This window comes from Pacificispira spongiicola, from assembly GCF_012926505.1.
Lineage (GTDB): Bacteria > Pseudomonadota > Alphaproteobacteria > UBA8366 > Aestuariispiraceae > Pacificispira > Pacificispira spongiicola.
The window spans coordinates 370,512-395,914 of record NZ_JABBNT010000004.1 but is presented as its reverse complement, the minus strand read 5'-3'; the positions used below and the strand labels follow the sequence as shown (position 1 = coordinate 395,914).

Annotated in this window: 24 protein-coding genes; 14 read left to right on the top strand and 10 right to left on the bottom strand. The window is 61.6% G+C overall.

Translation table 11 applies throughout. The annotated features are described in order from the left end of the window. Positions 1-2: 2 nt before the first annotated feature. Positions 3-470, top strand: coding sequence for a GNAT family N-acetyltransferase (locus HH303_RS14900; RefSeq protein WP_169626163.1), 468 nt, complete (start codon positions 3-5; stop codon positions 468-470). A gap of 26 nt (positions 471-496) precedes the next feature. After that, positions 497-976 (top strand): type II 3-dehydroquinate dehydratase, encoded by a 480-nt coding sequence (gene aroQ / locus HH303_RS14895; RefSeq protein ID WP_169626162.1) that lies wholly within the window; start codon positions 497-499, stop codon positions 974-976. 1 nt (position 977) lies between these two features. Here the strand turns inward: aroQ and HH303_RS14890 are convergent, their stop codons facing one another. After that, on the bottom strand, positions 978-1,538 hold the full coding sequence (locus tag HH303_RS14890; RefSeq protein WP_169626161.1) for a nucleotidyltransferase family protein: 561 nt from the start codon (positions 1,536-1,538) through the stop codon (positions 978-980). Then, positions 1,535-2,002: a YybH family protein gene (locus tag HH303_RS14885; protein WP_169626160.1), complete on the bottom strand. Its 468-nt coding sequence runs from the start codon at positions 2,000-2,002 to the stop codon at positions 1,535-1,537. The genes HH303_RS14890 and HH303_RS14885 overlap by 4 nt, the downstream gene beginning before the upstream one ends. A 123-nt stretch (positions 2,003-2,125) precedes the next feature. On the opposite strand from HH303_RS14885, the gene HH303_RS14880 reads away from it, so the two are divergent. Genes HH303_RS14880 through HH303_RS14870 form a run of 3 tightly spaced genes read left to right on the top strand, consistent with a single transcriptional unit; the run spans position 2,126 to position 3,621 of the window. Next, positions 2,126-2,731 carry an MOSC domain-containing protein gene (locus tag HH303_RS14880; RefSeq protein ID WP_169626159.1) on the top strand — a complete coding sequence of 202 codons (606 nt, stop codon included), beginning with the start codon at positions 2,126-2,128 and terminating at the stop codon, positions 2,729-2,731. Between the two features lie 56 nt (positions 2,732-2,787). Next, a complete protein-coding gene (locus HH303_RS14875) occupies positions 2,788-3,168 on the top strand; it encodes a DUF6152 family protein (RefSeq protein WP_169626158.1) in 381 nt (126 codons plus the stop codon). A 3-nt stretch (positions 3,169-3,171) separates the two neighbouring features. Further along, positions 3,172-3,621: a hypothetical protein gene (locus tag HH303_RS14870; RefSeq protein WP_169626157.1), complete on the top strand. Its 450-nt coding sequence runs from the start codon at positions 3,172-3,174 to the stop codon at positions 3,619-3,621. 2 nt (positions 3,622-3,623) lie between these two features. Here HH303_RS14870 and HH303_RS14865 read toward each other — a convergent pair whose 3' ends face one another. From HH303_RS14865 to HH303_RS14850, 4 genes are all read right to left on the bottom strand, one after another. Continuing rightward, positions 3,624-3,923: a CcdB family protein gene (locus HH303_RS14865; protein ID WP_169626156.1), complete on the bottom strand. Its 300-nt coding sequence runs from the start codon at positions 3,921-3,923 to the stop codon at positions 3,624-3,626. 15 nt (positions 3,924-3,938) lie between these two features. After that, positions 3,939-4,169, bottom strand: coding sequence for a type II toxin-antitoxin system CcdA family antitoxin (locus HH303_RS14860; RefSeq protein WP_169626155.1), 231 nt, complete (start codon positions 4,167-4,169; stop codon positions 3,939-3,941). 68 nt (positions 4,170-4,237) lie between these two features. Then, a complete protein-coding gene (locus tag HH303_RS14855) occupies positions 4,238-6,667 on the bottom strand; it encodes a GcvT family protein (protein ID WP_169626154.1) in 2,430 nt (809 codons plus the stop codon). A gap of 280 nt (positions 6,668-6,947) precedes the next feature. Further along, a complete protein-coding gene (locus HH303_RS14850; RefSeq protein ID WP_169626153.1) occupies positions 6,948-7,892 on the bottom strand; it encodes a quinone oxidoreductase family protein in 945 nt (314 codons plus the stop codon). Positions 7,893-8,015: 123 nt separating this feature from the next. Here HH303_RS14850 and HH303_RS14845 point away from each other — a divergent pair, with 123 nt between their 5' ends. Further along, complete coding sequence (locus HH303_RS14845; protein WP_169626152.1) at positions 8,016-8,957, top strand: AraC family transcriptional regulator; 942 nt, start codon at positions 8,016-8,018, stop codon at positions 8,955-8,957. 208 nt (positions 8,958-9,165) lie between these two features. Continuing rightward, positions 9,166-9,774, top strand: a complete 609-nt coding sequence (locus tag HH303_RS14840; RefSeq protein ID WP_169626151.1) for a PAS domain-containing protein — start codon at positions 9,166-9,168, stop codon at positions 9,772-9,774. A gap of 6 nt (positions 9,775-9,780) precedes the next feature. On the opposite strand, the gene HH303_RS14835 is transcribed toward HH303_RS14840, so the two are convergent. After that, complete coding sequence (locus HH303_RS14835; RefSeq protein WP_169626150.1) at positions 9,781-11,229, bottom strand: dihydrolipoyl dehydrogenase family protein; 1,449 nt, start codon at positions 11,227-11,229, stop codon at positions 9,781-9,783. A 444-nt stretch (positions 11,230-11,673) separates the two neighbouring features. Between HH303_RS14835 and HH303_RS14830 the strand changes: the two genes are divergently transcribed. Then, a complete protein-coding gene (locus HH303_RS14830) occupies positions 11,674-13,245 on the top strand; it encodes a BCCT family transporter (protein WP_169626149.1) in 1,572 nt (523 codons plus the stop codon). 65 nt (positions 13,246-13,310) lie between these two features. Here the strand turns inward: HH303_RS14830 and HH303_RS14825 are convergent, their stop codons facing one another. Next, entirely contained in the window at positions 13,311-14,183 is an 873-nt protein-coding gene (locus HH303_RS14825) for a uracil-DNA glycosylase (RefSeq protein WP_227421839.1), read from the bottom strand. A gap of 89 nt (positions 14,184-14,272) precedes the next feature. Between HH303_RS14825 and HH303_RS14820 the strand changes: the two genes are divergently transcribed. The 3 genes from HH303_RS14820 (at position 14,273) to HH303_RS14810 (ending at position 18,250) form a co-directional block, all read left to right on the top strand. Then, positions 14,273-15,937, top strand: coding sequence for an electron transfer flavoprotein-ubiquinone oxidoreductase (locus HH303_RS14820; protein WP_169626148.1), 1,665 nt, complete (start codon positions 14,273-14,275; stop codon positions 15,935-15,937). A 263-nt stretch (positions 15,938-16,200) separates the two neighbouring features. Continuing rightward, positions 16,201-17,472 carry a colicin E3/pyocin S6 family cytotoxin gene (locus HH303_RS14815; protein WP_227421838.1) on the top strand — a complete coding sequence of 424 codons (1,272 nt, stop codon included), beginning with the start codon at positions 16,201-16,203 and terminating at the stop codon, positions 17,470-17,472. Positions 17,473-18,064: 592 nt separating this feature from the next. Next, positions 18,065-18,250 (top strand): DUF6980 family protein, encoded by a 186-nt coding sequence (locus HH303_RS14810; protein WP_169626147.1) that lies wholly within the window; start codon positions 18,065-18,067, stop codon positions 18,248-18,250. Positions 18,251-18,257: 7 nt separating this feature from the next. On the opposite strand, the gene HH303_RS14805 is transcribed toward HH303_RS14810, so the two are convergent. Further along, a complete protein-coding gene (locus HH303_RS14805; protein ID WP_169626146.1) occupies positions 18,258-19,202 on the bottom strand; it encodes a GlxA family transcriptional regulator in 945 nt (314 codons plus the stop codon). A gap of 109 nt (positions 19,203-19,311) precedes the next feature. Between HH303_RS14805 and HH303_RS14800 the strand changes: the two genes are divergently transcribed. Both HH303_RS14800 and HH303_RS14795 read left to right on the top strand, forming a co-directional pair. After that, positions 19,312-20,484, top strand: a complete 1,173-nt coding sequence (locus HH303_RS14800) for an aromatic ring-hydroxylating oxygenase subunit alpha (protein ID WP_169626145.1) — start codon at positions 19,312-19,314, stop codon at positions 20,482-20,484. A 6-nt stretch (positions 20,485-20,490) separates the two neighbouring features. Beyond that, entirely contained in the window at positions 20,491-22,134 is a 1,644-nt protein-coding gene (locus tag HH303_RS14795; protein ID WP_169626144.1) for a choline dehydrogenase, read from the top strand. A gap of 9 nt (positions 22,135-22,143) precedes the next feature. Here HH303_RS14795 and HH303_RS14790 read toward each other — a convergent pair whose 3' ends face one another. Then, positions 22,144-24,162: an aminopeptidase P family protein gene (locus HH303_RS14790; RefSeq protein WP_169626143.1), complete on the bottom strand. Its 2,019-nt coding sequence runs from the start codon at positions 24,160-24,162 to the stop codon at positions 22,144-22,146. Positions 24,163-24,619: 457 nt separating this feature from the next. On the opposite strand from HH303_RS14790, the gene HH303_RS14785 reads away from it, so the two are divergent. Beyond that, positions 24,620-25,402 (top strand): DODA-type extradiol aromatic ring-opening family dioxygenase, encoded by a 783-nt coding sequence (locus HH303_RS14785; protein ID WP_169626142.1) that lies wholly within the window; start codon positions 24,620-24,622, stop codon positions 25,400-25,402. The last annotated feature ends 1 nt before the right edge of the window (position 25,403 follow it).

Here is a 25,403-nt window from a genome sequence, read left to right as displayed (position 1 = left end):
GCATGAACACGGCGATCAGACCCGCGCGCCCGGGCGAAGGGGCGGCACTGTTGGCCGTAACGCGCGCTTCCGTTTACGCATTGGCCAGGGATCATTACCCCGCCGACATCATCGATAGGTGGATGGATAACCGGACCGCGCAATCCTATGACGCGATCATCGACACGGGAGGCGCCTTCGTGGCCGTGACCGACGGCGGGGACGTATTAGGCTTCGTTGCCGCAATTCCGGGGGAGGTAACACGCCTGTTCCTGAGACCCGAGGCGGCGGGCAAGGGCTTAGGCCGCAAACTTTTGGATATCGGGATCGACACCGCGCGGCGGGATTGGGACGGCCCCATTCACCTCGAGGCGACGCTGAATGCCGAGGCATTCTACGCCCATCACGGATTTCGCGCCGTTTCCAAGGGCCACTTCATCCATGGTGACAATGGACCGCGCATCGATATCGTCCACATGGAACTGACATAAAACCGCCCGCAGCGAAGGAAACGCAGATGCCCCATATCACCGTCCTGAACGGCCCCAACCTGAACCTGTTGGGGGAACGCGAGCCGGAAATCTATGGTGCGACGACCCTGCCGGAGGTCGAAAAAGGCTGCCGTGCCCTCGCCGCCACACTGGGGGTCGACATCGATTTCTTCCAATCGAATTTCGAAGGGGAATTGATCAACTGGATTCACGCGGCCCGGAAATCCAGCGACGCCATCGTCATCAATCCGGCGGGCCTGTCCTTCCATTCCATCCCGCTGCTGGACGCCCTGAAGACCTTCGACGGGCCGATCGTGGAAGTTCATATCTCCAACATCCATGCCCGCGACGAACTGCACCGCCATTCGATCATGTCGACGGTCGCCAGCGGCGTGATCTGCGGCATGGGGCCGTTCGGATACAGCCTGGCCATGCTGGCGGCACTGCGGAAACTGGGTCCGCTACCGGTCGGGCTGCCGGACGGATTGGCGACCTTGCCGGTCTGACCTACCAGTCGGCCACATCCAGGAAGGGCCAGATCGCCCGCCACTTCGCCGCCTTTTCCCGATAGACGCCGGGGATGTCCAGCCGCCGGTTCGGCCTGATCTTCCCGTCCAGCGCATAGCCGACGCCGAACGGCGCATAGAGCCTGTCCGATCCATCCGCATCCCGCGTCACCGCAATCGCACTGGTCTTCGTCGGGAAACGCAGGACGGCGTGCTGTGCCTTGCGCACCGGCGGATAGCGCAGGCCGTATTTCGCCTCGTACCAGATCGGCACCCGCGCCTGATTGCGGATCTGCACCGTCACCGGCAGATCGGCGAACAGCTGCGCCGTTTGCCGGATAACGGCGTCCTCCACCTCCCAGGACGTGTCCCGGTCCAGATACATCAGGTCGTAATCGCCGATATGCGCCGCCGCGTCCCATCCCGCCGCGATGTTCCAAATCGTCTGCGCCAACGCCCCGGAGGTCAGCCAAGTATCGAACGGCAAGTCCCCCAACCGTTCCAGAATCGCCGCATTGACCGGATTGCGATGAATGAAGTTGAGAAACCGCGCCGCCGTCATGCCGGGTCGAGCAATTCGGTCCCATAGGAATTGTCGACCGTGCACAGCCAGCGCCCCTGACCCGCACCTTCCTCGCCCGCACCTTCCTCGCCCGCGCCGTCGCCGTCCGCCCCATCCATATCCGCCGCCGCGTCCTTGCGGAAGACATAGGTCGCGTGCCGCGTTTCCTGAATGCGCAACCCGCCCTCGCCCGGAAAATCCAGATGGGTTTCCATGATGACCAGCGCCGTACCCGCCCCCTCGACCACCTGCATGTCGCCCTGAGTCACCGTCAGGTCGCCGCCGAAATAGGCGTCGATGGCGATAAACGCCTCCCGAATTTGCGCCTTGCCGCGCGCCATCATGCCCGGCTTCACGACCAGCACCGCATCCTCGGCATAGAATTCCAGAACGGCGTCGAAGTCTCGCGCCGAAATCGCCCGGTCCGCCGCCGCGATCACCTGTTTCAAGGGATGGTCCGTCATTGTCCTGTCTCCTTCGGCTGCTAACGGGCTCACCGGTAAACGCCGCATCCCCGATTGCCGCAAGATACGGATACCGCTACCTCTAGCTAAACCTATTCGACGGACGATGAAACGGGGACGACAATGGCGGTATTGGAAAAGACGGACCTGACGGGCGTGGTGGCGGAAATCCTGTTCTGTCGGGACAGCGCTGCCTCCATCGTCAGCGAGGATGCGACGGTAAACGCGCCGGGCGAGACCGGAGAGGTCTTCGTCTCCCTGGAAGGCCTACCGGGCGACACCCATGCGGGCCTGACCCGGCCCAGCTGCGTGCGGGTGAAGGACCTCTATCCCGAAGGCACGGAAATCCGCAACACGCGCCAGATCACCGTCGTGTCCCAGGAAGAACTGGCGATCATCGCCGACAAGCTGGGCATCGACACCCTGCCGCCCGCCTGGCTGGGCGCAAATCTAATGCTGTCCGGCATCCCCCACCTGACCCTGCTGCCGCCGTCCAGCCGGTTGCAGTTCTCCAGCGGCCTGACCCTCGTCGTCGACCTGGAAAACATGCCCTGCATCTACCCCGCCCGCGTGATCGATGAACACCACCCCGGCAAAGGATCGAAATTCGTCACCAAGGCCAAACACCTGCGCGGCTTCACCGCCTGGGTGGAGCGTCCGGGAACGGTGAAGGCTGGTGATACGGTTGCGGTGCATGTACCGGGACAGGCGGGGTATCCTCACCGTTGACGGACAACCAGCTGGACCTACCTCCTTCCCCATGACCCGACGGAAGGAGCGTTAGCATGTTCAAGCTGGTTCCCTCACTCTCGGCGGCGGTTCTATCCGCCAGTCTGCTGGTGGCCACCGTTTCGGACGCCCTCGCCCATCACGGCTGGCGCTGGACCACCGGCGGTAACATCGAACTGACCGGTGTCGTCACGAAGGCCGAATTGGGCAACCCCCACGGCGTCTTGACCATGAATGTCGAGGGCGAGACCTGGATGGTGGAGGTCGGCCAACCCTGGCGCAACGAACGCGCAGGCCTGATCGATGCCGACATGGCCCCCGGCGCGGAACTGACCATCATCGGCGAACCGTCCGCCGATGTGAACCAACGGCTGATGAAGGCCGAACGGATCGTCATCGACGGAAAGACCTACGACCTCTATCCTGGCCGGGACTGACCAGTGGACCCCGTCTTCGCGGCGGTAGAGGCATCAAGCCTCGCGCAGTATCTAAAAACCGCGCGCTGGGGTTATGCCCTGGTGAATGCCACCCATATCCTGGGCATCGCCCTGTTGATCGGCGGCATCGTGCCGCTGAACCTGCGCCTGTTCGGGGTTTTGAACGGCCTGCTGCGCGAAGACGCGCTGACCCGCTTGCTGCGCCCCTGCGCCGCCTTTGGCCTGTTCCTCGCCATCGTCACCGGCGCAATGATGTTCAGCGTCGACGCAGACGGTTATGCGGCCCTAAGGGTCTTCCAAATCAAACTCGCCCTGATCGCCATCGGCACCGCCGCCGCCCTATACGGCAGCCGCGAAAGCCCCACGCGCCGCCCCCGGATGCACGCGACGATATCGCTGATATGCTGGCCTGCGGCGCTAGTGTGCGGACGGTTGATCGCGTTTGTCGGATAGTTTCAGAAGCCCACGAAAACCATGTCCAGCGCATTTCGGACCGCATCGGCTTCGGCGTCTAGACCGCCGATCGCTTTGCCCAAAATGGATAGGGGAACCGCCGCCAGGTTTTGTGTCACAAGGACAAGGTCTTCACCGCCAATCGTAAAAACCGGATTCAGGCGATCCGCCGCCGGTGGGGCGGTGTCGCGCGGCATCAACGGGACAACGACCCGCGTCGCCATGCCCTCCAGCAGGTCCGATTGGACATTGAGGAGATAACCGGCGCCGCCGGGCATCCGATAGATATCGTATTGCGCCAAACCGGGGCCCCGCCGCTAGAACTGCCGGAATTTATCCAGCGGAAGACCGTTATCCTCAATCCAGCGGTTGTAGCCGTCGATCGCCTGGGCATTTTCGGCGCGCCAGCGCTCGGATTTCGCTTCCGCGACGGCCGCCCGCAGACCGGCCTCCGCCGCTTGAGACAAGTTTATGGAGAGCGCCTTGGCTTCACGGACCAAGGCCGGGTCCAAAGAGAGATTGGCCGATTTCTTTTGGACGGCACCCATTGAAGACTCCCGAATTTATGCGCAGATAATATGCGCATAAATTCGGGCAGTTGCAATGACGGTCGACCCTACCCCCGCATGCGTTCCGCCTGCGGGTCGAACAGGCTTTCGGTGATCAGGGTGGCCTTTTTGGGTTCGCCGAGGATTTCGATGACGAAGTCCGCGCCGTCCTGGATCAGGGATTTGGGGATCATGCCCAGCGCCACCGACTTCTTGCTGTAATGGGCGTAGCCGCCCGACGTGACGAAGCCGACGATTTTGCCGTCCTGGGAGATCGGTTCGTCCGCGACGCAATCGGCGACGTCGAGACCGTCCCCCGCCTCCACCACGAAGCAGGCAAGGCCGCGTTCCGGCGGGTTGTCGCGGTCTTTCAGGGCGGCGTCGCGGCCGATGAAGTCTTCCTTCTGGAAGGCGACGAAGCGGTCCAGCCCGGTTTCGGCGGCGGTGAAATCCGGGCGGAATTCGCGCATCCAGGAGCCGAAGGGCTTTTCCAGGCGCAGGCTCATCATCGCGCGCATGCCAAACCCTTTCAGGCCGAGACCGTCCGCCGCGCCGGTCAGCATTTCATACAGGGCGACCTGATGGCTGCGGTCGACATAGATTTCGTAACCAAGGTCCCCGGTATAGGTGACGCGGTTCACCAGTGCCGGGATATGACCGATATCCAGCGGGGTGGAGCTGAGGAAGGGCATCGCCTGTTTCGACACGTCGGCACCGGACACGCGGGCCAGCAGCTCGCGGCTGTTCGGCCCGGCGATCTGGAAGCCGAGGCGGTCCTGCGAGACGTTTCTGAGCGTGACGGACCCATCCTCCGGCAGATGCATCAGGAACCAGCGCATATGGAAGGCCTGGGCGGAGAAGCTGGCGGTCAGGAGGACATCGTCTTCCCCCAACCGGGCCATGGTGAAATCGCCGATGATCTTGCCCTTGGGCGACAGCATCGGGGTCAGGGCGATCTTGCCCTGTTTCGGCACGCGGTTCGCCATGATGCGGTTCAGCCAGTCCACCGCGCCGGGGCCGGTCACCCGATACTTGCCGAAATTGTGGATTTCGTTGATGCCGACAGCCTCCCGCACCGTCCGGCATTCCTCCGCCACGGCGGCGAAGGCGTTGGAGCGGCGGAAGGTCGGGGTCTCGTAAAGCGGTTCGCCTTCCGGCGCGAAATAGTTCACATGCTCCATGCCATAGCCGGAGCCGAAGACGGCGCGTTCCGCCTTCCAAAGGCCATAGGCGGGCGTCGTTTGCAGCGGACGGCCGACCGGCAGTTCCTCGTTGGGATAGGAGATGGAAAAGCGGCGCTGATAGTTTTCCGTCACCTTCATGCGGGTATAGGGGCGCGTGCAGTAATCGCCGAAGCGGGCGACATCCATCGCCATGACGTCGCGGGACGGTTCGCCCTCCACCATCCATTCGGCCAGCGTCAGGCCGACGCCGCCGCCCTGGCTGAACCCGGCCATGACGGCGCAGGCGGACCAGTAATTGCGCAGGCCCGGCACCGGCCCGACCAGCGGGTTGCCGTCGGGGGCGAAGGTGAACGGGCCGTTGATGACGGTCTTGATCCCCGCCCGGCCCAAAACCGGATAGCGCTTGAACGCCGCGTCCAGCGGTTCCGCAATGCGGTCCAGATTGTCGTTCAGCAGTTCATGCCCGAAATCCCAGGGCGTGCCGTCTACGGCCCAGGGGTCGCAATCCTGTTCGTAAATGCCGATGACGAGGCCACGGCCTTCCTGACGCAGATAGGTTTCGCCCGCCGGGTCCATGACATGGGGCAGTTCCGTCGGATGGTTATAGACCTCCGGAATATCGTCGGTGACGAGGTATTGGTGTTCCATCGGATGCAGCGGCAGGAAGACGCCCGCCATGGCGCCGACCTCGCGCGCCCAGAGGCCACCTGCATTCACCACATGCTCCGCGATCACCGTGCCTTGTTCGGTCACGATCTCCCAGGAGCCGTCGGCGCGCGGGTTGGTTTCCAGCACCCGGTTGCGCAGGACGATTTCCGCCCCCGCCATCCGCGCCGCCTTGGCATAGGCATGCGTCGTGCCCGACGGGTCCAGATGCCCGTCCAACGGATCGTACAGACCGCCCAGCACCCCATCGACATTGGTGATGGGGGACAGTTTCTTGATTTCCTCCGGCCCGACGATTTCCGTATCCAGGCCCATATAGCGGTGCTTCGCCCGTTCCGCCTTCAGATAGTCCAGGCGGTCCGGCGTCGTCGCGATCGTCACGCCGCCGACATGGTGCAACCCGCAATTCTGGCCGGTGATTTCCTCCAACTCCCGATACAGCCGGATCGTGTAGCCCTGTAGCGCGGCCATATTCGTATCGGCGTTCAGGGTATGGAAGCCGCCCGCCGCATGCCACGTGGAACCGGAGGTCAATTCCGACCGTTCGATCAGCATGATGTCGGTCCAGCCCAGCTTGGTCAGGTGATACAACACCGAACAGCCGACAACCCCGCCCCCGATCACGGCAACCCGAACATGCGACTTCATGGAAATCTCCCCTCCCCCGACAGGCCTGACAATGGATCCCGAACGTATTTGTTCAGACAAACACCCTGCATCGGTTCAAGACGAATGAAAAGAACCGAAACCGTCGCCTACTGTCCGGTAAGCGGCATCGGGCATAGACCGACTGCGGGGCCCGAACGGTACGGTCGCCTTTTGTTGGAACAGTCGGGTGCAGACGGCCAAAGCCCCGCCGTCCGTAAAGGAAGGCGGGGCTTCGTTTTTCCCGTTCGTCACTGGATGGGCGTGACCGTCGGCGGCCGATTCAAGTCGGTTGAACGATATACCGGATATCCGGGCTGCCATTCCAGGCCTCGGCCACCTTATCGAGCGGGACGCTCTTGAACGGTGGGGAGAAGCCGGCCAACGGTGCAGCCGCCAACAACTCGCCCGCACCGGCTAACAAGTCTTTGATGGCGACGCTGCCGATCCCGCTTCCCATGAGTTCGAGGCCGGAGCCGCGCAACAAATCGCCACGCAAGGGTATCTCGTCGCCCGCCACGGTTCCGAGTTGAATATACCGCAGGCGCGGCTCACCCATTGCGGAACCTCGGCTTCCGGCAGCGGCCTTCAGGATACGGACGGCGGGCGTGCCCCAGACGAAATCCAGGACAATATCGACACCCCTGTCGAATTCTGCGCGCAATGCGCTGTCTCCATCATCGTCCAAGGCTATCCCGACATCCGCGCCCAGGCCTTGCAGCTTGGTCTTGGTGCGAGCCACGGCGATGGTTCTTCCCGCACCAAGATGTTGCGCGATCTGTATCCCGGTTCGGCCCGCCGCGCCGTTTGCCCCGGTGATCAGCACCGTTTCGCCTTTCTGTAGTTTCGCCCGCCGGGTGAGCGCGACCCAAGAGGCAAGGCCCGCCGTGGCAACCGCCGCCGCCAGATCGTCGGGCAAGGCGTCGGGCACCGGCACGAGCATGCCGCTGGACACGAGTGATTTCTCCGCCATGGAGCCGAAAGGCGCTTTCGGAAAGAGGAAATAGACCCGGCGCCCATTTTCATCGACACCGACGCCGTCCACGCCGGGAACGAACCCGGCCGTCGCGGCGCTCGTATAATGTTTGCCCGCCGCCAGGGCCTTAACGATCGGACTTAACGGGGCCGCGGCCACCGTTACGATCGTCTCGCCTTCTCCCGCCCGCGGTTCTCGGAAATCTCCAAAATCGGGTGGGGCACCGAATGCGTTGACGATAGCAGCTTTCATTTCTCACTCCTCTGGATAGACCAAGCATTCCAATCTGTCTGGATGACAAAAGAAATAGACGAAGCGATCTGGATGATCTATGCGTGAAAAAATAGAATTCTTTCGTGATCGTCCGGAATATCGATGGATCCGTTGTCAGACATTCTCTCATTGCTGAAGCCGCGCAGCTACATAACCGCAGGCTTCGACGCGGGAGCCCCATGGTCATTGGCGCTCGACGATCTGGCCGGGCGGATAAAATGCTATGCCGTCATAAGCGGCGCGTGTTGGCTGTCCGTCGACGGCGACGACCATCCGCTTCGGCTCAGCGCGGGCGACTGTTTCATCCTTCCCAGCGGCCGGCTGGTGACGATTGCCAGCGATCTCGACACCCCGCCGAAACGGGTAAGCGACGTACTCGCCCCCAATAACAACGGCCAAGTCGTCACCTATAACGGCGGCGGCGATGTATTTCTTGCGGGCAGCAGGTTCGAGGTAAACGGACGCCACGCCGAGGCCCTGCTGCGAACCCTACCCCCGATCATCCGGGTGAAAGCAACAAAGGACCAGGCGAAGCTGAGAGGAGCCATCGAACTCATGATGGAGGAGCTGCGGGAGGCAAAGCCGGGATCCTCGCTGGTCGCACAGCATCTTTCGCACATGATGTTGGTTCATGCGCTTCGCATTTATCTGTCGGAAGGATCGCATAACGATGTCGGCTGGTTTGCGGCCCTGACCGACCCGCAAATGAGCGGCGCGATCGCCGCGATACACTCAAATCCGTCATTTCCGTGGACATTACGGGAATTGGCGCAGGAAGCAGGCATGTCTCGATCGTCCTTCGCACAGCGGTTCCGGGAAACGGTTGGCGAAGCACCAATCGGTTATCTTACCCGCTGGCGAATGATGTTGGCCGCCGAAAGACTGATCCAAAGCCGCGAAACGATCACACGCATCGCGTTGTCGGTTGGATATACGTCCGAACATGCATTCAACACGGCGTTCAAGCGCACGATGGGATGTTCCCCGCGCAGATATGCCCGTGAATGCACATCTGACCGAAACTCCGAGTCGAATTTTCAATAGGACAAGGAAGCATCGCCGCCGCTGGATATCCATACACTGGCATCGCCTAAATAGAACTTGGGCTGGGGATAGACTGTCATGACTACCTATGGGCGCGCGCCTTAACAAAACGGCATTTTCGGGCCTTGCAATCCCCTGTGTGGCGTTCCCGTTTCTACGAAAGCCCGCTAGTGTCACCGCAAATGACGGTCCATCCGCGAGACGATTTATGACTTCCGAACACGCAGCCAAGACACCCAACGGTGACGAGACCGACCCGGGCCGCTATCACCTTGGCGACGCGACGGTTCTGGATCGGATTCAGGAATCCAAGGTGCGCCGCTTCACCGATTATTGGATCGGTCTGTGTCACGGTCGCCGCATGCCCGCCCGCGCGGACCTAGACCCGATCGATATACCCTGGGCGCTGTCCCGTATATTCGTCGGGGACTACGATCCCACCACCAAGGATTTCATCTATCGGATTGCGGGGGAGGAAGTGGTGGAGGTTTTCCGGCGCTTCAACGGTCGCGCCTCCATCCGCGGCGTGCGTCTGGGCGACGGCATGCCCGCGCCCAGCGTGGCCGCGATCCGCCGACGCTGGGACCCGGTCGGAGAGAGGGGAGATATCCTGTATATGTCCGGCGCCGTCTATCAGGCGGCGGACCGGTTGGGGATCGGGGAACGCATCGTCCTGCCGCTGTCCGACGACGGCGCCACGGTCACCGGCTTTTGCGGCTATACGATTTGCCGTTGGCAGGACCGCCTGGAATGGGAGTCCTCCCCGGATGTCGATATCTGGCACATTCCGTCCGCCGCCATTTCGGCGACGGATTGACCGCGCCTAGCGGCCCCACCGCAGCAGGAACCGAACCAGTTTCCGCGTTCTTTCCGAAAACAATTTCGGGATGAAGGCGCTGCCCGCGACGCGTTTGGTGATTTCGCTATAGGTCGGATAGGGGGCGATCAGGCCCGCGAGGGCGCTCATCTTCCGGCCTTCCTGTACCGCCTGACTCCAGGGCAGCAGCAATTCACCCGCATGGGCACCGACCAGGGTCGCGCCGACGGTGCGGCCCTTTCCGTCCAGGATCACCTTCACGAAGCCGTCGATTTGCCGGTCGGCGCGGGCGCGGTCGTTTTCGGCGAAGCCCCAGCGCAGAATTTGGAACTTGCCAGGACCGTATCGTTTCGCGGCCTCCGCCTCCGTCATGCCGACCTGGGCCAGTTCGGGGTCGGTATAGGTGACCCAGGGCACCGCCTTATGATCGACCTTCGCCCAAAACATTTTGAACAAAGCCTGCCGGATGACGATCCCGGCATCGTATCCGGCCATATGCGTGAATTGATATCCGCCGGTGACATCGCCGATGGCGAAGATGCGGCGATTGGCGGTACGCAGGTGCTTGTCGACCGTGACGCCCGTCCGGTCGAAAGCGACGCCCGCCGCCTCCAGGTCCAGACCCTCCGTGACAGGCTGACGGCCCGTGGCGATCAGAATATGCGTGCCGGTCACGATCCCATCGGACAAGGTCGCCTCCACGCCCGCCGCCGTCGCGGCAACGGATGTCAGCGCCGCCCCTTCCCGCAGGTCGATGCCTTCCGCGATCACCCTGTCGCGCACAACGGCAACGGCTTCCGGGTCGTCCTTGGGCAGGATGGACGCCTGCTCGATCACCGTCACTTGCACGCCCAACCGCCGGTGCGCCTGCGCCAGTTCCATCCCGATCGGCCCGCCGCCGACGACGATCAGATGGCCGATCGACCCCATGACATCGAAGATCGTTTCGTTCGTCAGATAGGGGACGGCATCCAATCCCGAAATCGGCGGCACGGCCGGGCGGGAGCCGGTCGCGATGACGAAATATTTCGCCCGGATCACGGTCTCGCCCGCCTGCACCTCCGACGGGCCGGTGAATTTGGCGGTCTCCCGCAGGACCGTGACGCCCAGCCCTTCAAACCGGGCGATCGAGTCCATCGGGGCGATTTCCTCGATGACGCCCTTCACATGGGCATGCAGGGCGATCCAGTCGACCTGCGGCTCCAGGGCGGCAATGCCGAATTTCGCGGCATCGCGCTGCGCCTGGGCGGCATGGGCGGCGGCCAAGAGGGCCTTGGACGGAACGCAGCCGACATTCAGGCAATCGCCGCCCATCGCCGCCCGCTCAATCAGCACGACCCGCGCGCCCATTTGCGACGCGCCCGCGGCAACGCTCAACCCACCCGATCCCGCGCCGATGACGCAGATATCGGTTTCCAGAATGCCGGTTGTCTTTTCAGCCCGCGTTTCGGCCATGCCGTCGCCCCATGTCTTGCCCCCCCATGTCTTGCCCCATATCCGTCCCGGCAAACATGGCGCTTTTCGCCGCCTGAATCGACACAATCCCGCTCACGATGGCGTTATTTCGCATCTGCAAAATAATACCTCTCCCCCGATCACATTCTTCCTTTAATATGTAATATAGAATTTCAGTTCCGCACCGGCGCATGTCGCGCAAACCGTATTTCATGACGCCCAGCATTGAATTAGTCGCGAATCTCTGAAGTAATAGTGTTTCGCCTGTGGTGGGGATCGTTTGGAAATACGCGATTCCTGCGTACCACAGCATCGATATCGGGGGGATATCGCGACCATTTCTTCATCCCTTCCGGTCGACTTCGCGGCGCCGTCAACAATGAACGACGCAAACAAGACTCCCCGGTGTCCGCGACGAACCACAAGAGAACGGGAGACTCTTCAATGAGTGAAAACCTCTATGAGACCGAATATGAAGTCGGTCAGGACAACCTTCAGAAGTGGGGGATGGATGTCCATCATCCGGTCTTCTGGATTGCCAGTGGACTGGTTCTAGCCTTCGTCATCGGCGTGCTGGTTTGGCCGCATGCCGCGAAAGAAATGTTCGACGGCGCAAAATGGTCGGCGATCGCCGCCTTCGATTGGCTGTTCATGATCGGCGGCAACATCTTCGTGATTTTCTGCCTGATCCTGATCTTCCTGCCGCATGGCAAAATCCGCCTGGGCGGCGACGATGCGAAACCGGAATTCAGCTATATGTCCTGGTTCGCGATGTTGTTCGCGGCCGGCATGGGCATCGGCCTGATGTTCTGGAGCGTCGCCGAACCGACCGCCTATTACACCGGCTGGTACGAAACGCCGTTGGGCGTTGCGGCCAACACGCCGGAAGCGGCGGAAATGGCAATGGGCGCCACCATGTTCCATTGGGGCCTGCATCCCTGGGCGATCTACGCGGTCGTCGGCCTGTCGCTGGCCTTCTTCTCCTATAACAAGGGGTTGCCGCTGACGATCCGGTCCGCCTTCTATCCGTTGATCGGGGATCATTCCTGGGGCTTCGTCGGACATGTCATCGACACGGTCGCAGTGATCGCCACGATCTTCGGTCTGGCCACCTCGCTGGGCTTCGGGGCGCAGCAAGCGGCGGGCGGATTGCATTTCCTGTTCGGTATCGACGGCGGGATCGGCACGCAATTGGCGATTATTATCGGCGTTACGGCCGTCGCCCTGATTTCCGTCGTGCGCGGCCTGGACGGCGGGGTGAAGGTCCTCAGCAACATCAATATGGGGATCGCGGGCATTCTGCTGTTCTTCGTGCTGATCGCCGGGCCGACGGCGGCCATCTTCACCACGATGGGCACGACGGCAGGCTCCTATGTCGCGAATATCGTCGACCTGAGCACCTGGTTCGGCCGTGATGACGAAGCCTGGATGCAGGGCTGGACCGTGTTCTACTGGGCCTGGTGGATTTCCTGGTCGCCGTTCGTCGGCATGTTCATCGCCCGCGTGTCCAAGGGCCGGACGGTGCGCGAATTCATCATCGCCGTGCTGCTGATCCCGACCCTCGTCACCCTGGTGTGGATGAGCGTCTTCGGCGGCTCCGCCCTGGATCAGATCGAAAACGGCGTCGGTGCGCTGGCCGGCGGCTTGGACAAGGTCGAACTGGCCATGTTCCAGATGCTGGAAAACCTGCCGCTGACGGGGATCACCTCCTTCGTCGGGATCATCCTGGTGCTGGTCTTCTTCATCACCTCGTCCGACTCCGGCTCGCTGGTGATCGATTCGATCACCTCCGGCGGCAAGGTCGACGCGCCGGTGGTGCAGCGGGTCTTCTGGGCCGTGCTGGAAGGCGTCATCGCCGCGGTTCTGCTGTTCGGCGGCGGGGCGGATGCCCTGACGGCACTGCAGGCCATGGCGATCACGGTGGGCCTGCCCTTCACGCTCGTCCTGATCATGATGTGCCTGTGCCTGTTCCTGGGCCTCGCGCATGAGAAAAAATACGTATCCGAAGTCGCCTGACGCCGGATACCACTGTTGCAATACCTGCCCCCGCTTCACAGCGGGGGCTTTTCTTTTGCGGAAGCTTACAGACCCGCTTCCCGCATCCGGCGCTGGAAGGTCAGCATGTCCTGCCACGCCTGCCGCTTGGCGGACGGGGTGCGGAGAAGATAGGCGGGGTGGAAGGTGGCGAGCGCCGGGATCGTCTTGCCCGCGACGGTCACATCGTACCAGCGGCCCCGGCTGCGCGTGATGCCGGTGGCCGCCCCGGCAAGGCCGCGCACGGATTTGTCGCCGACCAGCAGCAGCAGCTTCGGATTCACCAATTCAATATGCTTGTCGACGAAGGGGCGGCAGACGGCGAATTCGCCGTCATTCGGCTTCCGGTTGCCGGGCGGGCGCCAATAGACCGTGTTGGTGATATAGAACCGCTCCCGATCCAGCCCGATATGGGACAGCATCTTGTCCAAGAGCTGCCCGGACACACCGACGAAGGGTTTGCCTTGCCGATCCTCGTCGCCGCCCGGCGCTTCGCCGATCACCATGATATCGGCCTCCGGATTGCCGTCGCCGAAGACCAGTTGCGTCGCGGTCTTTTTCAGGTCGCAGCCGTCGAAGGCTTCCAGCGCCGCGCGCAGATCGTCCAGGCTCTTGCAATCCGCCGCGGCACTGCGCCCCTGGGCTTCGGCCTCCGCCGTGCCCAGCGGGGCATGTGCCGCCTGCATCGCCGGGCGCGGCGGGGCCGTATTCTGGGGCGCCGATGGCGGCGGGGCGGATTGTTGCTGGACGGGCGACGCGGTCTGACGCTGACGACGGCGTTCTTCCGTGGCGGCATAGCGATCGACGGGGGAATCGGCGATGGTTTCGTCCGCCCCCATGAAAAGCTGCCATTCCAGGGCCGCCACAAGGTCTCTTACGTCGTTTTCGAGCACGTCGAAGTCGCCAACCATCATTGTCATTTTGAGGTCTTTCGCTATTGTGCCCGGCGAAATCCACTCCGCCAAGCATAGGTTTGGCCCCAACACAGGTCGAGAAGAGGGATCGGGATATGTCCGAAGCGGTCGAACGGGAAAGCATGGAATACGACGTCGTGATCGTCGGCGCGGGGCCGTCCGGCCTGTCGACCGCGATCCGACTGAAGCAGTTGGAACAGGAAACCGGCAAGGAAATCGCGGTCTGTGTGATCGAAAAGGGTGCTGAAATCGGCGCCCATATCCTGTCCGGCGCGGTGCTGGAACCGCGCGCCCTGAACGAACTGATCCCCGATTGGAAGGACAAGGGCGCGCCGCTGGACACCCCGGCCAAGGAAGACCATTTCCTGTATCTGACGGAAACCGGCTCCTTCAAACTGCCGACCCCGCCGCAGATGAACAATCACGGCAATTACATCATCTCACTCGGCAACCTCTGTCGCTGGCTCGGCGAACAGGCGGAGGCCATGGGCGTCGAGATCTATCCCGGCTTCGCCGCCGCCGAAATCCTGTATCATGAGGACGGCAGCGTGAAAGGTGTCGCGACCGGCGATATGGGCCGCCTGAAAGACGGCAGCGAAGGTCCGATGTTCCAGGTCGGCATGGAATTGCACGCGAAGCAGACGGTCTTTTCCGAAGGCTGCCGCGGTCACCTCGGCAAGATGCTGATGGAGAAGTTCGACCTGCGCAAAGATGCTCAGCCGCAGACCTATGGCCTGGGCATGAAGGAATTGTGGGAAATCGACCCGTCGAAATCGGAACCCGGCAAGATCGTGCACACGACCGGTTGGCCGATGGATTCGAAAACCTATGGCGGGTCCTTCCTATATCACCTGGAAGGCAATCTGGTTTCCATCGGCTATGTCATCGGCCTGGACTACGAAAACCCGAACCTGTTCCCCTATATGGAATTCCAGCGTTTCAAGCATCACCCGGACATCAAGAAGGTCCTGGAAGGCGGCAAGCGCATCGCCTATGGCGCGCGGGCGCTGAACGAAGGCGGCTATCAATCGATCCCGAAGCTGACCTTCCCGGGCGGCTGCATGGTCGGCTGCGAGGCCGGGTTCCTGAACGTGCCGAAGATCAAGGGCACCCATACCGCGATGAAGTCCGGCATGGTCGCCGCCGAAGCCCTGTTCGAGGCGCTGACGGCAGCAAACGAATCTGGGGCCGAGGCCCCGCGCGAAATCACCGCCTATGAAGACAATATGAAGAAGAGCTGGGTCTGGGACGAACTCTACGGCGTGCGCAACATCCGCCCGTCCTTCAAATGGGGGTTCTGGGCGGCGCTGGCCTATTCCGGCATCGATACCTATTTGTTCCGCGGCAAGGCGCCCTGGACGCTGAAGCATCACGGCAAGGACAACGAAAGCCTGAAGCCCGCCGCGTCCTGCCCGAAGATCGACTATCCGAAGCCGGACGGGGTCATCAGCTTCGACCGCCTGACGAACGTCTCCTTCTCCGGCACGAACCACGAGGAAGACCAGCCCTGCCACCTGACGCTGAAAGACGCGTCGGTGCCGGTCGACGTCAACCTCGCGCTCTATGACGAACCGGCGCAGCGCTACTGCCCGGCGGGCGTCTATGAAATCGTCCGGGAAGAGGACGGGTCGAATCCGCGCCTGCAGATCAACGCGCAGAACTGCGTCCACTGTAAGACCTGCGACATCAAGGACCCGACCCAGAACATCAACTGGGTCGTCCCCCAGGGTGGTGAAGGCCCGACCTACCCGAATATGTAATCGGGTAGCACAAAACACGACGAGGGCGGCCGGAGCAATCCGAGCCGCCCTTTTTAATTGCGATCCCACCCCTCGTCACCCTGGCGTAGGCCAGGGTCCAAAGCGACGTGCAGGATTTCGCTGATACACCCCATTTTAACCCTTTTTGTTCTCTTCTATTGACATTTATCCCATTTCTTGATATAAGACGCTAAACGGCGGGGTGCCCTGCCAATTATCAACCCTGCCGCCAGTCGTACCGCTCTTCATAGGCACCGCGATTAATGCCGAAAAAAAGAACAAAACGGATACATATATTCAACAACGATCCCTATGAGCCGTCCAAGCCACACGCCCGCCGGAAGGGCAGCCTGTTGGAAGGCCTGCGACGCTATCAAGAAGAACAAGATACCCAGCGGCAGTCCGGCTTCGTCACGGAACCGCCGGAAACGGCCACACCGCCAATCGCCCCCGCAGTTTTCAGCACCGTCCCCAACAAAGATCCGCGCCCAAAGCTGAATCCCGACCGTCCCACGACAGGACACGGACGCGATGCCGTGGACGGCTATCTGAAAAGCTGGATGATGCTGGACGATTATCGCAAGCCGGGCGATGCGGGCAATCGACTGCGCGACGCGATCCGCAAGGGATGGCAGGTCGCCTATCCCGGCCCCTATGTCCCCGGCAGCTTCAACCGCGGCGTCGAACCCTCCGTCGATGTCCCGACCCTCGAATCCCATATGCAATCCGCCGGTTTGGCGGAACCGCGAGCGAAACCCTCTGAATCGGGAAGTAAGCGCGGTAAGCCTTCCGATACCCAGGTCGCCCATGACGACATGGCACCCAGCCCGTTCGAAGCAATCCCCTGGCTTCTATGGCCGACACCCCCATCCAAATCTGAACCGACCGCCCCGATGCCGACCGTTCCGGCGCAACCCGATAACAATCGATCGGAAGACAAGAATAAGAAGGACGGAGAAAACGCGTCCCCCGGTTCACCGGACGAAGAGCCGCCGCCCAACCTGCCGGAAATCCCGGACATTCCATTCCGCGATTACAATAAAGGCGACGAAAACCTGTATGAGCTGAAACCGGAGGACCGCGGCGGCCATATCGTGCATGGCGGAAAGACACCGACCCGGCCGGGATTCAAAGGCGACCCGCCCGCACAGGACCCCAACCTGAATTTCGACCGGAAGACCCGGCTCGAATACGATACCTACATGAAGTCTTCCGGTAAGCTCTATCTCGACCAATTGGAAAAGCGGGAAATCGAAAAAATTGAACGTTCCGAAAGCTTTATTTGGAAGAACCTAAGAAATCATAAAGTCCTAAACGGCAAACCTGCTCGCACCAATGGGTTGACCGGAAAGAACGTACGCATCTATCAGTGGGACGGCATGCATGGTCAAATTGAAGTTTACGACAGGAATGGAAAACATATCGGTGAGATGAACGGCATCACCGGAGAATGGCAGAAACCCCGTGTACCCAAATACGATATCCCGGAGAAAAGCTCCGAAATCGGCAGCGGCTCGCCTGTGCGACCAGCATAGTGCGTTGATTGCAGCGGTCGAGGACCCGGAAACGTGCCTAATGTACCTTCCGGCAACCCGTGACTACTTCCTGTTTCGTGTTGACTATACCGTATCGGGGAGTGTTCACAGGTTTGGCCCCAACAAGGGCCTGATCTCGGCAACCATGTATATCATAGACTACTGTCCGTGGTCCGGTCGTTTGTTACCCGGCTCTCTGGCACATACTAGAAGCCGGGTCGCGGCCAGGGAGTATGGGTGTACTTTTACTCCCTCCGTTTTGACGCCGGATGACCTTTTGATGACCTATCCGATCGAACTTGTAGGAAATGAAAATTGGTGGATAAAACGTAACATCGATATCCGACGACGGCCTAAACTAAACAAACACAACTGGAATCGGCACGACAAACGACCTCAAGAAAAGCCCTACGTCGATTACCGAGACTATTATCATAGAGACCCTCCGCCTGGCGTTTGGCGTCCGCCGGACGATCAGGTTCCGACGCATTTCTGCGCGGGAATGTTCGAAATACACAAAGATATCGGCTGGCCGATGACTTACATCCCCTGGACGCGAGAACATGGCATTAGACGGCTACCGGTAGACCGGATGATGGAGATCCAGCCGATCCGCATGCGTAAGATCGATTATTGTCCCTTCTGCGGCACCAAGCTGCCGTCCAGCCTGAAAGCCGAATGGCAGCGTCGCATCGCAGAGGCCGGATACGACCCGAATGACGAGGACTTGCCGGAAGACTTCCTGTCCGACCGTTGGTGGAAGAACAACGGGCTTTAGCGCCACGTCACCCGCCCAACACGCGCGGCGGAGTGGCGGTGACGGTTTGACGGCGGTCGCGGCTGGGCGGCAGGCCGAAGAAGGAGCGGTAGGCGCGGGAGAAGGCGGGCAGACTGTCGAAGCCCGTTTCCGCGGCGATTTCGCCCACGGCCAAATCGGTCTGCTGTAACAGATTCTGGGCGCGGGTCAGGCGCAGGGTCAGGTAATGGCCGCGCGGCGTTTCGCCCAGGGTTTCGAACCGCCGGGCCAGCGTGCGGGGCGTCGTCCCAACCCGTTCCGCGATTTCGACGATGGATACAGGCTCCGTCAGGGACTCCCGCATGATTTTGCGCGCGGCCTCCACCACCGGATCGCCGCGTTGGGGGGACCCCATGGGCACGCGCGGGTGGAACAGGTGACGTCGCACCTCCGCCGCCAATCGCTGTCCCTGTTCCAGTTCGATCAACTCCAGTGCCAGATCCATCGCCGACGTCCCCCCGGCGCAGGTCTTACAGCGATCCGGCCCGGCGACGGGCGCCTCGCTGAGTTCGACATCGGGATAGGCTTCCTCAAACCCTTCGCGGTTCACCCAATGGACGGCGGCTTCCCGTCCGTCCAACAAACCGGCATGGGCCAGCGCGACGGCCCCGGTTTCGATCCCGTGCACCGACGCACCATAACGATAGGCGGAGCGCAGCACGGCGGCGATATCGGATCGGGCAAGGTTATAGGGTTCGAAACTGCTGACCGCGAAAACGTGTTGGACGCTACGCGGGTTCAGGTCCGACAGCGGCAATGTGTCCACCGATATCCCGGAGAAGCCGCGCACCGGCCCGCCGGACGCCGAATAGGTCTGCATCTCGTAGAGCTGTTTCCCGGTCAGCCAATTGGCGACCCAGAACGCATCCATAACCGTGGTCAGGCTGGTCAGACAGAACCCTTCATACAGGATAAAGACAGCAGACGACGACATTTTTACCCCTAAACGTCAAAACGGTGTCCAACCGATATAAGTCGGTCGGAGCGCTTCGACTAGTGTCTGTGTCAAAGATGGGTCCGTACACATCGTTCGGGAGAAGAGAATGCACACGGAAAAGACACTGGATTGGGATAGCAACGGTCGGCCGGAAATGGCGCTGACCCTGCCGTCGCGCTACTACTACGACGCCGATATCTTCCGGCGCGAAACCGAAGAGATTTTTTTCAAGGGCTGGCACTGTGTCTGTCACGACAGCGAGATCCCGAAGACCGGCGATTTCGTAAAATACGACATGATGGGGCAGAGCGTCCTGCTGATCCGGGGCGAGGACGGCAAGGTCCGCGCCATGCACAATGTCTGTCAGCATCGCGGCACGCAGTTGATCGAGGCGCGCCGGGGCAATATCCGCCGCACCATCGTCTGTCCCTATCACGCCTGGGCCTACAAGCTCGACGGCAGCCTGCGCGCGGCGCCGCGCAGCGAATGCCTGGAAGGGTTCGACGGGTCCAAATACGGGCTGAAACAGGTCCGTGTCGAAATCTATGGTGGGTTCTGGTACATCACCTTTGACGCCAGCGCCGCCCCGGTTGAACAGGAATTCGCCGGTGCCGTGGAAGCGATGCGCCCGCATATGCCCGACCTGGACAATGTCGAATTCGTCGAGGAAGTCGAATACGAGGTCGACGCGAACTGGAAGGTCATCACCGACAACGCGATCGAGGGGTATCACTTCAAGCTGTCCGGTCCGGTCCACAAGGAACTGGCGTCGCTGATCGATTTCGACGGCTATACGCTGACGGCGAACGGCAATTGGTGGGATTTCAAAGGCCCGCCGATCAAGGTCGACAGCGCCTTCGGCCATCCGGTCGCGGGACAGAATTATCAGTCGGACTGGTTCTACAACATCCAGCTATGGCCGCTGACGACGATTTACGTCTTCCCCTATGCGGATGTCATCGGCACGTTCAATTCCATCCCCATCGGCCCGGAAAAGACGCTGCTGCGCTTCGGACATTATGCACCGAAAGACCGTGAGCAGGGCGAGTTGAGCAAGGCGTCGATCAAGTGGTTCAACGAACAATTGGGCCCGGAAGACATCTGGCTGAACCTGTTGGTCCAGCGCGGCCTGCATTCCTTCGGCTTCGACCAGGGGCGCTATCTGATCGACGCGGAGCGCGGTCCGAACAGCGAGCATCTGCTGCATCACTATCACAAGCTGATCTTCGACGCGATCAACGGCAAAACGCCCGATCCGAAACGCATGGCGGCGGAATAAGGCGATATGGCATCGGATTTTGAGCCCGACTATATCGTCGTCGGCGCGGGGTCGGCCGGTTGCGTTCTGGCAAACCGGCTGACCGAGGACGGCACCAAGAAGGTCCTGCTGATCGAAGCGGGACCGGAAGATGGGGCCTGGAACCTCGCCATGCCGGCGGCCATGGCCCATAACCTGGAAAAGACCGACTATAACTGGGCCTTCAAGGGCGATCCGGAACCGGAATTGGGCGGGCGTGTGCTGAAACACGACCGGGGCAAGGTTTTGGGCGGATCCTCGTCGATCAACGGCATGGTCTGCATTCGCGGTCATGCCGGGGATTACGACGGCTGGCGGCAGAACGGCTGCGAAGGCTGGGCCTATGGCGACGTGCTGCCCTATTTCAAACAGTTGGAAAGCTACGACGGCGGAGCGGACGACTATCGTGGCGGCGGCGGCCCGTTGAAGGTCCATCGTCCGGCGGCGGACAATCCGATCTTTCAGGCCTTCTTCAAGGCCGGGGAACAAGCGGGCTATCCGGTCACGGACGATATCTGCGGTCATCGTCAGGAAGGCTTCGGCCGCCTGGACAGCACCGTCCATGACGGAAAACGGTGGAGCGCCGTGCGCGCCTTCATCGACCCGGCCCGCAGTCGACCGAATCTGAAAATCGAAACCGGCTGTCTGGTCGAACGCGTTACCTTTGAGGGCAAGCGGGCGACCGGCATTCGGTTCCGGCAAAAAGGCGTCGAAAAGACCGTCGCCGCGAAGAAGGAAGTGATCCTGTCCGCCGGCGCGGTCGGGTCGCCGCATCTGCTGTTGCTGTCCGGTGTCGGCCCGGCGGATCAGTTGCGGGAACAGGGCATCGATCTGGTCGCGGACCGGCCCGGCGTCGGGGAAAACCTGAACGAACACCCCGATTTCGTGGTGAAGTATCTGTGCGACGCGCCCGTCTCCATTCTGGGAGACGCGCATGGTCTGGGGAAACTGGTCACCGGCTTGCGCTGGTTCACGGCACGCAAGGGGGCCGGTGCGTCGAACCAGTTCGACGGCGTCGCCTGTATCCGGTCCAGCCCGGAAATCGACTATCCGGATATCCAAGTGAGCATCATGCCGATCGCGACGGAGATCGGGACGGTCACGCCGATGAAGCGGCATTCCTTCCAGATGCATGTCGGGCTGATGCGCGCGCACAGCCGGGGCCGCATCTTCCTGGACAGCGCCGACCCGACGCGGCAGCCGCATATCCTAGTGAACTATCTAAAGGACGAGCGGGACCGCAACGCGATGCTGAGCGGGATCGAACAGGTCCGGAAAATCGCCAGCCAACCCGCCATTCAGGCACTGGGTCCGACGGAAGTCTTCCCCGGCCCGTCCGTTTCGACACGCGCGGAATTGGAAAAAGTCCTGAGGGAGCATGTCGACACGCAATGGCATCTGTCCGGCACCTGCAAGATGGGCGCGGATACCGATCCGATGGCGGTGTGCGACCCGAAAGGTCGCGTCTATGGCGTCGAGGGACTGCGCGTCGTCGATGCATCGCTGATGCCGGTGGTGGTGAACAGCAATACCAACTGCCCCACCATGATGATGGCCTTCAAGCTGAGCGACGCGATCCTCGACCGCGCGCCGCTTCCCAGGATGGACTTGCCCGTCTGGAACTACGGATAACCATGTTCGTCAGACTGGCTCCGTCGCTTGACGGAGCCAGTCTGAGGCCTCGCCGTCCAATTGCGGCAGGATCGCGTCGCGGACGCGGACGTGATAGGCGTTCAGCCATTCCCGTTCCGGCCCGGTCAGCATATCCACGACGATCAGCGTCCGGTCGATCGGGGCCAGCGTGATCGTTTCGAATTCCAGCAGATCCCGTTCCGCACCGTCGGGGGCGCTTTCGACCGCCCGCACCACGACCAGATTTTCGATCCGAATGCCGTATTCGCCCGCCTTATAATAGCCGGGCTCGTTCGACAGGATCATGCCCGGCTTCAGCGCCACGGCATTGAAGGCCTTGGCGATGCGTTGCGGCCCTTCATGGACGTTCAGATAGCTGCCGACGCCATGGCCGGTGCCGTGGTCGAAATCCAGCCCCGCCTGCCACAGGGGCAGACGCGCCAATGTGTCCAACTGGCTGCCCGTTACGCCGACCGGAAAGCGGGCGGTCGCGATGGCGATATGCCCCTTCAGGACCAGGGTAAACCGTTCCATCATTTCGCGCGCCGGGGTGCCGACGGCCATGGTGCGGGTGACATCGGTCGTCCCGTCCAGATACTGACCGCCGCTGTCGACAAGCAGCAATTGTCCTGTTTCGACCTTACGGTTCGTGCGTTCCACGGCGCGATAATGGATGACCGCGCCGTTCGGCCCGGCACCGGCGATCGTGTCGAAGCTGAACCCCCGGAAATGCTCGCCTTCCGCCCGGAATTTGGCCAGCCGGTCGATGACGCTCAATTCAGTCTGTCCACCCTTCGGCGCTTCGACGGACAGCCAATGCAGGAACCGGGACAGGGCCGCGCCGTCCCGTTTATGCGCGGTACGGGTCCCCTCAATTTCAACGTCGTTCTTGCAGGCCTTAGGCAACAGGCAGGGATCGGCGGCTTCCACCGTCTTCGCCCCGTATTGCGACAAGCGGTCGAAAACCAGACAGGGCGCGGTCGCCGGATCGGCTTGTACCACCTTCCCCTGTCGCCCCAAATCGGCAAGGGCGTCCGCAAATTCCGATTCCGGGCGCACGACGATGCCGTTGCCCAGCGCCGCGCGGGCGTCCGGCGTCAATTTCCGATCGTCGATGAACCAGTCCACAGTCGCATCGGCATTCAGCAGGGCGAAGCTCAACGGCAGGGGGCAATTCGGCACATCGGCCCCGCGCATATTCAACAGCCAGGCGATGGAATCCGTCGCCGTGATCGCGGCGGCGTCGATCCCCTTATCGGTCAGGGCCTTGCCCAACCGCGCCCGTTTGTCTTCCGCGCTTTCCCCGGCGAAACGCATTTCCTGCGGCACGACCGGGGCGACCGGCGCGGCGGGACGATCGGCCCAAACCGCATCGACCGGGTTGTTTTCCACCCGGATCAGAACCGCCCCCGCCTTTTGAGCGGCGATGTTCAAATGCCCCGCGCCATGTTGGGTATGCAGCCAGGGATCGAAGCCGATCCGGTCGCCGGTCTTGAAGGTTTCCGCGATCCAGTCGGTTGCCGGTTGTTCGATCAGATGGCGCGGTTCGAACAGGTCGATATTCACCTGATCGCGAACCTGAAGCGTATAACGTCCGTCGACAAAAATCGCGGCCTTGTCCAGGCCGACGACCACCGTCCCCGCCGATCCGGAAAACCCGGTCAGCCACAGGACACGTTCCGATTTCTGCGGGATATATTCGCCCTGATACTCGTCGGTGCGCGGGATGACCAGCCCGTCCAAACCTTGCCGGCGCATTTCTTCGCGCAAGGCCTCCAATCGCGAGGCCGGGGCCGGGCCGTCGGTGAAACTGTCGCCCAACCCATCCATGAAACGGCGACCCGCATTGATTAAGCGGTCCCGCAATCCAGGATCGGCGGAGGGCGCCAGCAATTCCGTCCAACGGTCCCGGGCATCGTCCGGGGCCGCCGCCGCGCCGCGCAGCAGGGATTCCAGTTCGGCGTCTTCCCGCCGGATATCGGCATCCAGCAATAAGGCCTTGAGGTCGGACAGAGCGGAACTGGTCATGGATATATCCTCGAAACGACTGGTGGACTGTAACATGACGAAGCTATGAACCGCGCACCGCCTTGGCAAGGGGCCTTGGCAAGGGAGCTTGGCAAGGGCCGTTCCACCGCCTTTCGATTCCAAGGGGCGGAGCTATGCGCCAGATTCATATCGGGGCTGCGAATTGTTCACTCTACATTTCGGGTGTGAGGGACCATATACCCCTCAATAGGAAGCGGCGCCCTCCTCCTCCCCCAACGAACGGCGACGCTTCCAGTGCCTTCTCGAAAGGCCGGCGCCTCGTCTCTCCCCCTCCCCCGAGACGGGGCGCTTTCATTTTCAACGCCCCATTTCGGCCTCCGACAGCGGCGTTTATCTTTCAGTCTCAGACTGTTTCCTCGAACGTATCTATTCAAAAACTTTTCGTTCAACCATATTCAGTAATGAAACAATCACCGCCTTTCGAAGGTCAATAGCGATGACGTTACCTGCTCTCTTCGTGTCTCACGGTGCCCCGACGCTGGGCATGACGGATTGCCCGACCCGCGACTTTCTGAAGGCGCTGCCCGCCGACCTGTCCCGCCCGAAGGCGATCCTGGCGATTTCAGCCCATTGGGAAACCAGCGCGCCGCGCGTGTCGTCCCTGGCGCGGCAAACGACGATCCACGACTTCTACGGCTTTCCGCCGGAACTCTATGCCATGCGCTACGAACCGCCGGGGGCACCGGATCTGGCGCAGCGCGTCGTCGATATCCTGCAAGACGCCGGGCTCAAGGACGCGGCCCTGGACGGCACGCGCGGCCTGGACCATGGCGCCTGGGTACCGCTGGAGTTGATGTATCCCGATGCGGATATTCCCGTCATCCAACTGTCGATCCAGCCCCACCGCGGCGCGGCCTACCACCATGCAATCGGTGAAGCGCTGGGATCGCTACGGGACGAAGGAATTCTGATCTTCGCGTCAGGCAGTCTGACGCATAACCTGCGTGAATTCAGGCCCGCCTATTTGCACGGTTCCGTCGATCCGAAGGACTGGGTTCTGACCTTCCAGAAATGGGTGGCCGATGCGATCGCGAAGAACGATTTGGTCGCGCTGGAAGATTTCGACACCGCACCCGAGGGGAAACGCAATCATCCGACGGACGAACATTTCCTGCCGATCTTCGTCGCCATGGGCGCGGGCGGGTTGAATAAGGCGAAACGCCTGCATGACGAGGTCATGTATTCGATCCTCGCCATGGACGCCTATTCTTTCGGATAGG

Coding starts and splice junctions, on each gene's coding strand:
- HH303_RS14900 (WP_169626163.1), top strand. CDS start 3: ATGAACACGGCGATCAGACCCGCGCGCCCGGGCGAAGGGGCGGCACTG.
- aroQ (WP_169626162.1), top strand. CDS start 497: ATGCCCCATATCACCGTCCTGAACGGCCCCAACCTGAACCTGTTGGGG.
- HH303_RS14890 (WP_169626161.1), bottom strand. CDS start 1,538: ATGACGGCGGCGCGGTTTCTCAACTTCATTCATCGCAATCCGGTCAAT.
- HH303_RS14885 (WP_169626160.1), bottom strand. CDS start 2,002: ATGACGGACCATCCCTTGAAACAGGTGATCGCGGCGGCGGACCGGGCG.
- HH303_RS14880 (WP_169626159.1), top strand. CDS start 2,126: ATGGCGGTATTGGAAAAGACGGACCTGACGGGCGTGGTGGCGGAAATC.
- HH303_RS14875 (WP_169626158.1), top strand. CDS start 2,788: ATGTTCAAGCTGGTTCCCTCACTCTCGGCGGCGGTTCTATCCGCCAGT.
- HH303_RS14860 (WP_169626155.1), bottom strand. CDS start 4,169: ATGGGTGCCGTCCAAAAGAAATCGGCCAATCTCTCTTTGGACCCGGCC.
- HH303_RS14855 (WP_169626154.1), bottom strand. CDS start 6,667: ATGAAGTCGCATGTTCGGGTTGCCGTGATCGGGGGCGGGGTTGTCGGC.
- HH303_RS14850 (WP_169626153.1), bottom strand. CDS start 7,892: ATGAAAGCTGCTATCGTCAACGCATTCGGTGCCCCACCCGATTTTGGA.
- HH303_RS14845 (WP_169626152.1), top strand. CDS start 8,016: ATGGATCCGTTGTCAGACATTCTCTCATTGCTGAAGCCGCGCAGCTAC.
- HH303_RS14840 (WP_169626151.1), top strand. CDS start 9,166: ATGACTTCCGAACACGCAGCCAAGACACCCAACGGTGACGAGACCGAC.
- HH303_RS14835 (WP_169626150.1), bottom strand. CDS start 11,229: ATGGCCGAAACGCGGGCTGAAAAGACAACCGGCATTCTGGAAACCGAT.
- HH303_RS14830 (WP_169626149.1), top strand. CDS start 11,674: ATGAGTGAAAACCTCTATGAGACCGAATATGAAGTCGGTCAGGACAAC.
- HH303_RS14825 (WP_227421839.1), bottom strand. CDS start 14,183: ATGACAATGATGGTTGGCGACTTCGACGTGCTCGAAAACGACGTAAGA.
- HH303_RS14820 (WP_169626148.1), top strand. CDS start 14,273: ATGTCCGAAGCGGTCGAACGGGAAAGCATGGAATACGACGTCGTGATC.
- HH303_RS14815 (WP_227421838.1), top strand. CDS start 16,201: ATGCCGAAAAAAAGAACAAAACGGATACATATATTCAACAACGATCCC.
- HH303_RS14810 (WP_169626147.1), top strand. CDS start 18,065: ATGATGGAGATCCAGCCGATCCGCATGCGTAAGATCGATTATTGTCCC.
- HH303_RS14805 (WP_169626146.1), bottom strand. CDS start 19,202: ATGTCGTCGTCTGCTGTCTTTATCCTGTATGAAGGGTTCTGTCTGACC.
- HH303_RS14800 (WP_169626145.1), top strand. CDS start 19,312: ATGCACACGGAAAAGACACTGGATTGGGATAGCAACGGTCGGCCGGAA.
- HH303_RS14795 (WP_169626144.1), top strand. CDS start 20,491: ATGGCATCGGATTTTGAGCCCGACTATATCGTCGTCGGCGCGGGGTCG.
- HH303_RS14790 (WP_169626143.1), bottom strand. CDS start 24,162: ATGACCAGTTCCGCTCTGTCCGACCTCAAGGCCTTATTGCTGGATGCC.
- HH303_RS14785 (WP_169626142.1), top strand. CDS start 24,620: ATGACGTTACCTGCTCTCTTCGTGTCTCACGGTGCCCCGACGCTGGGC.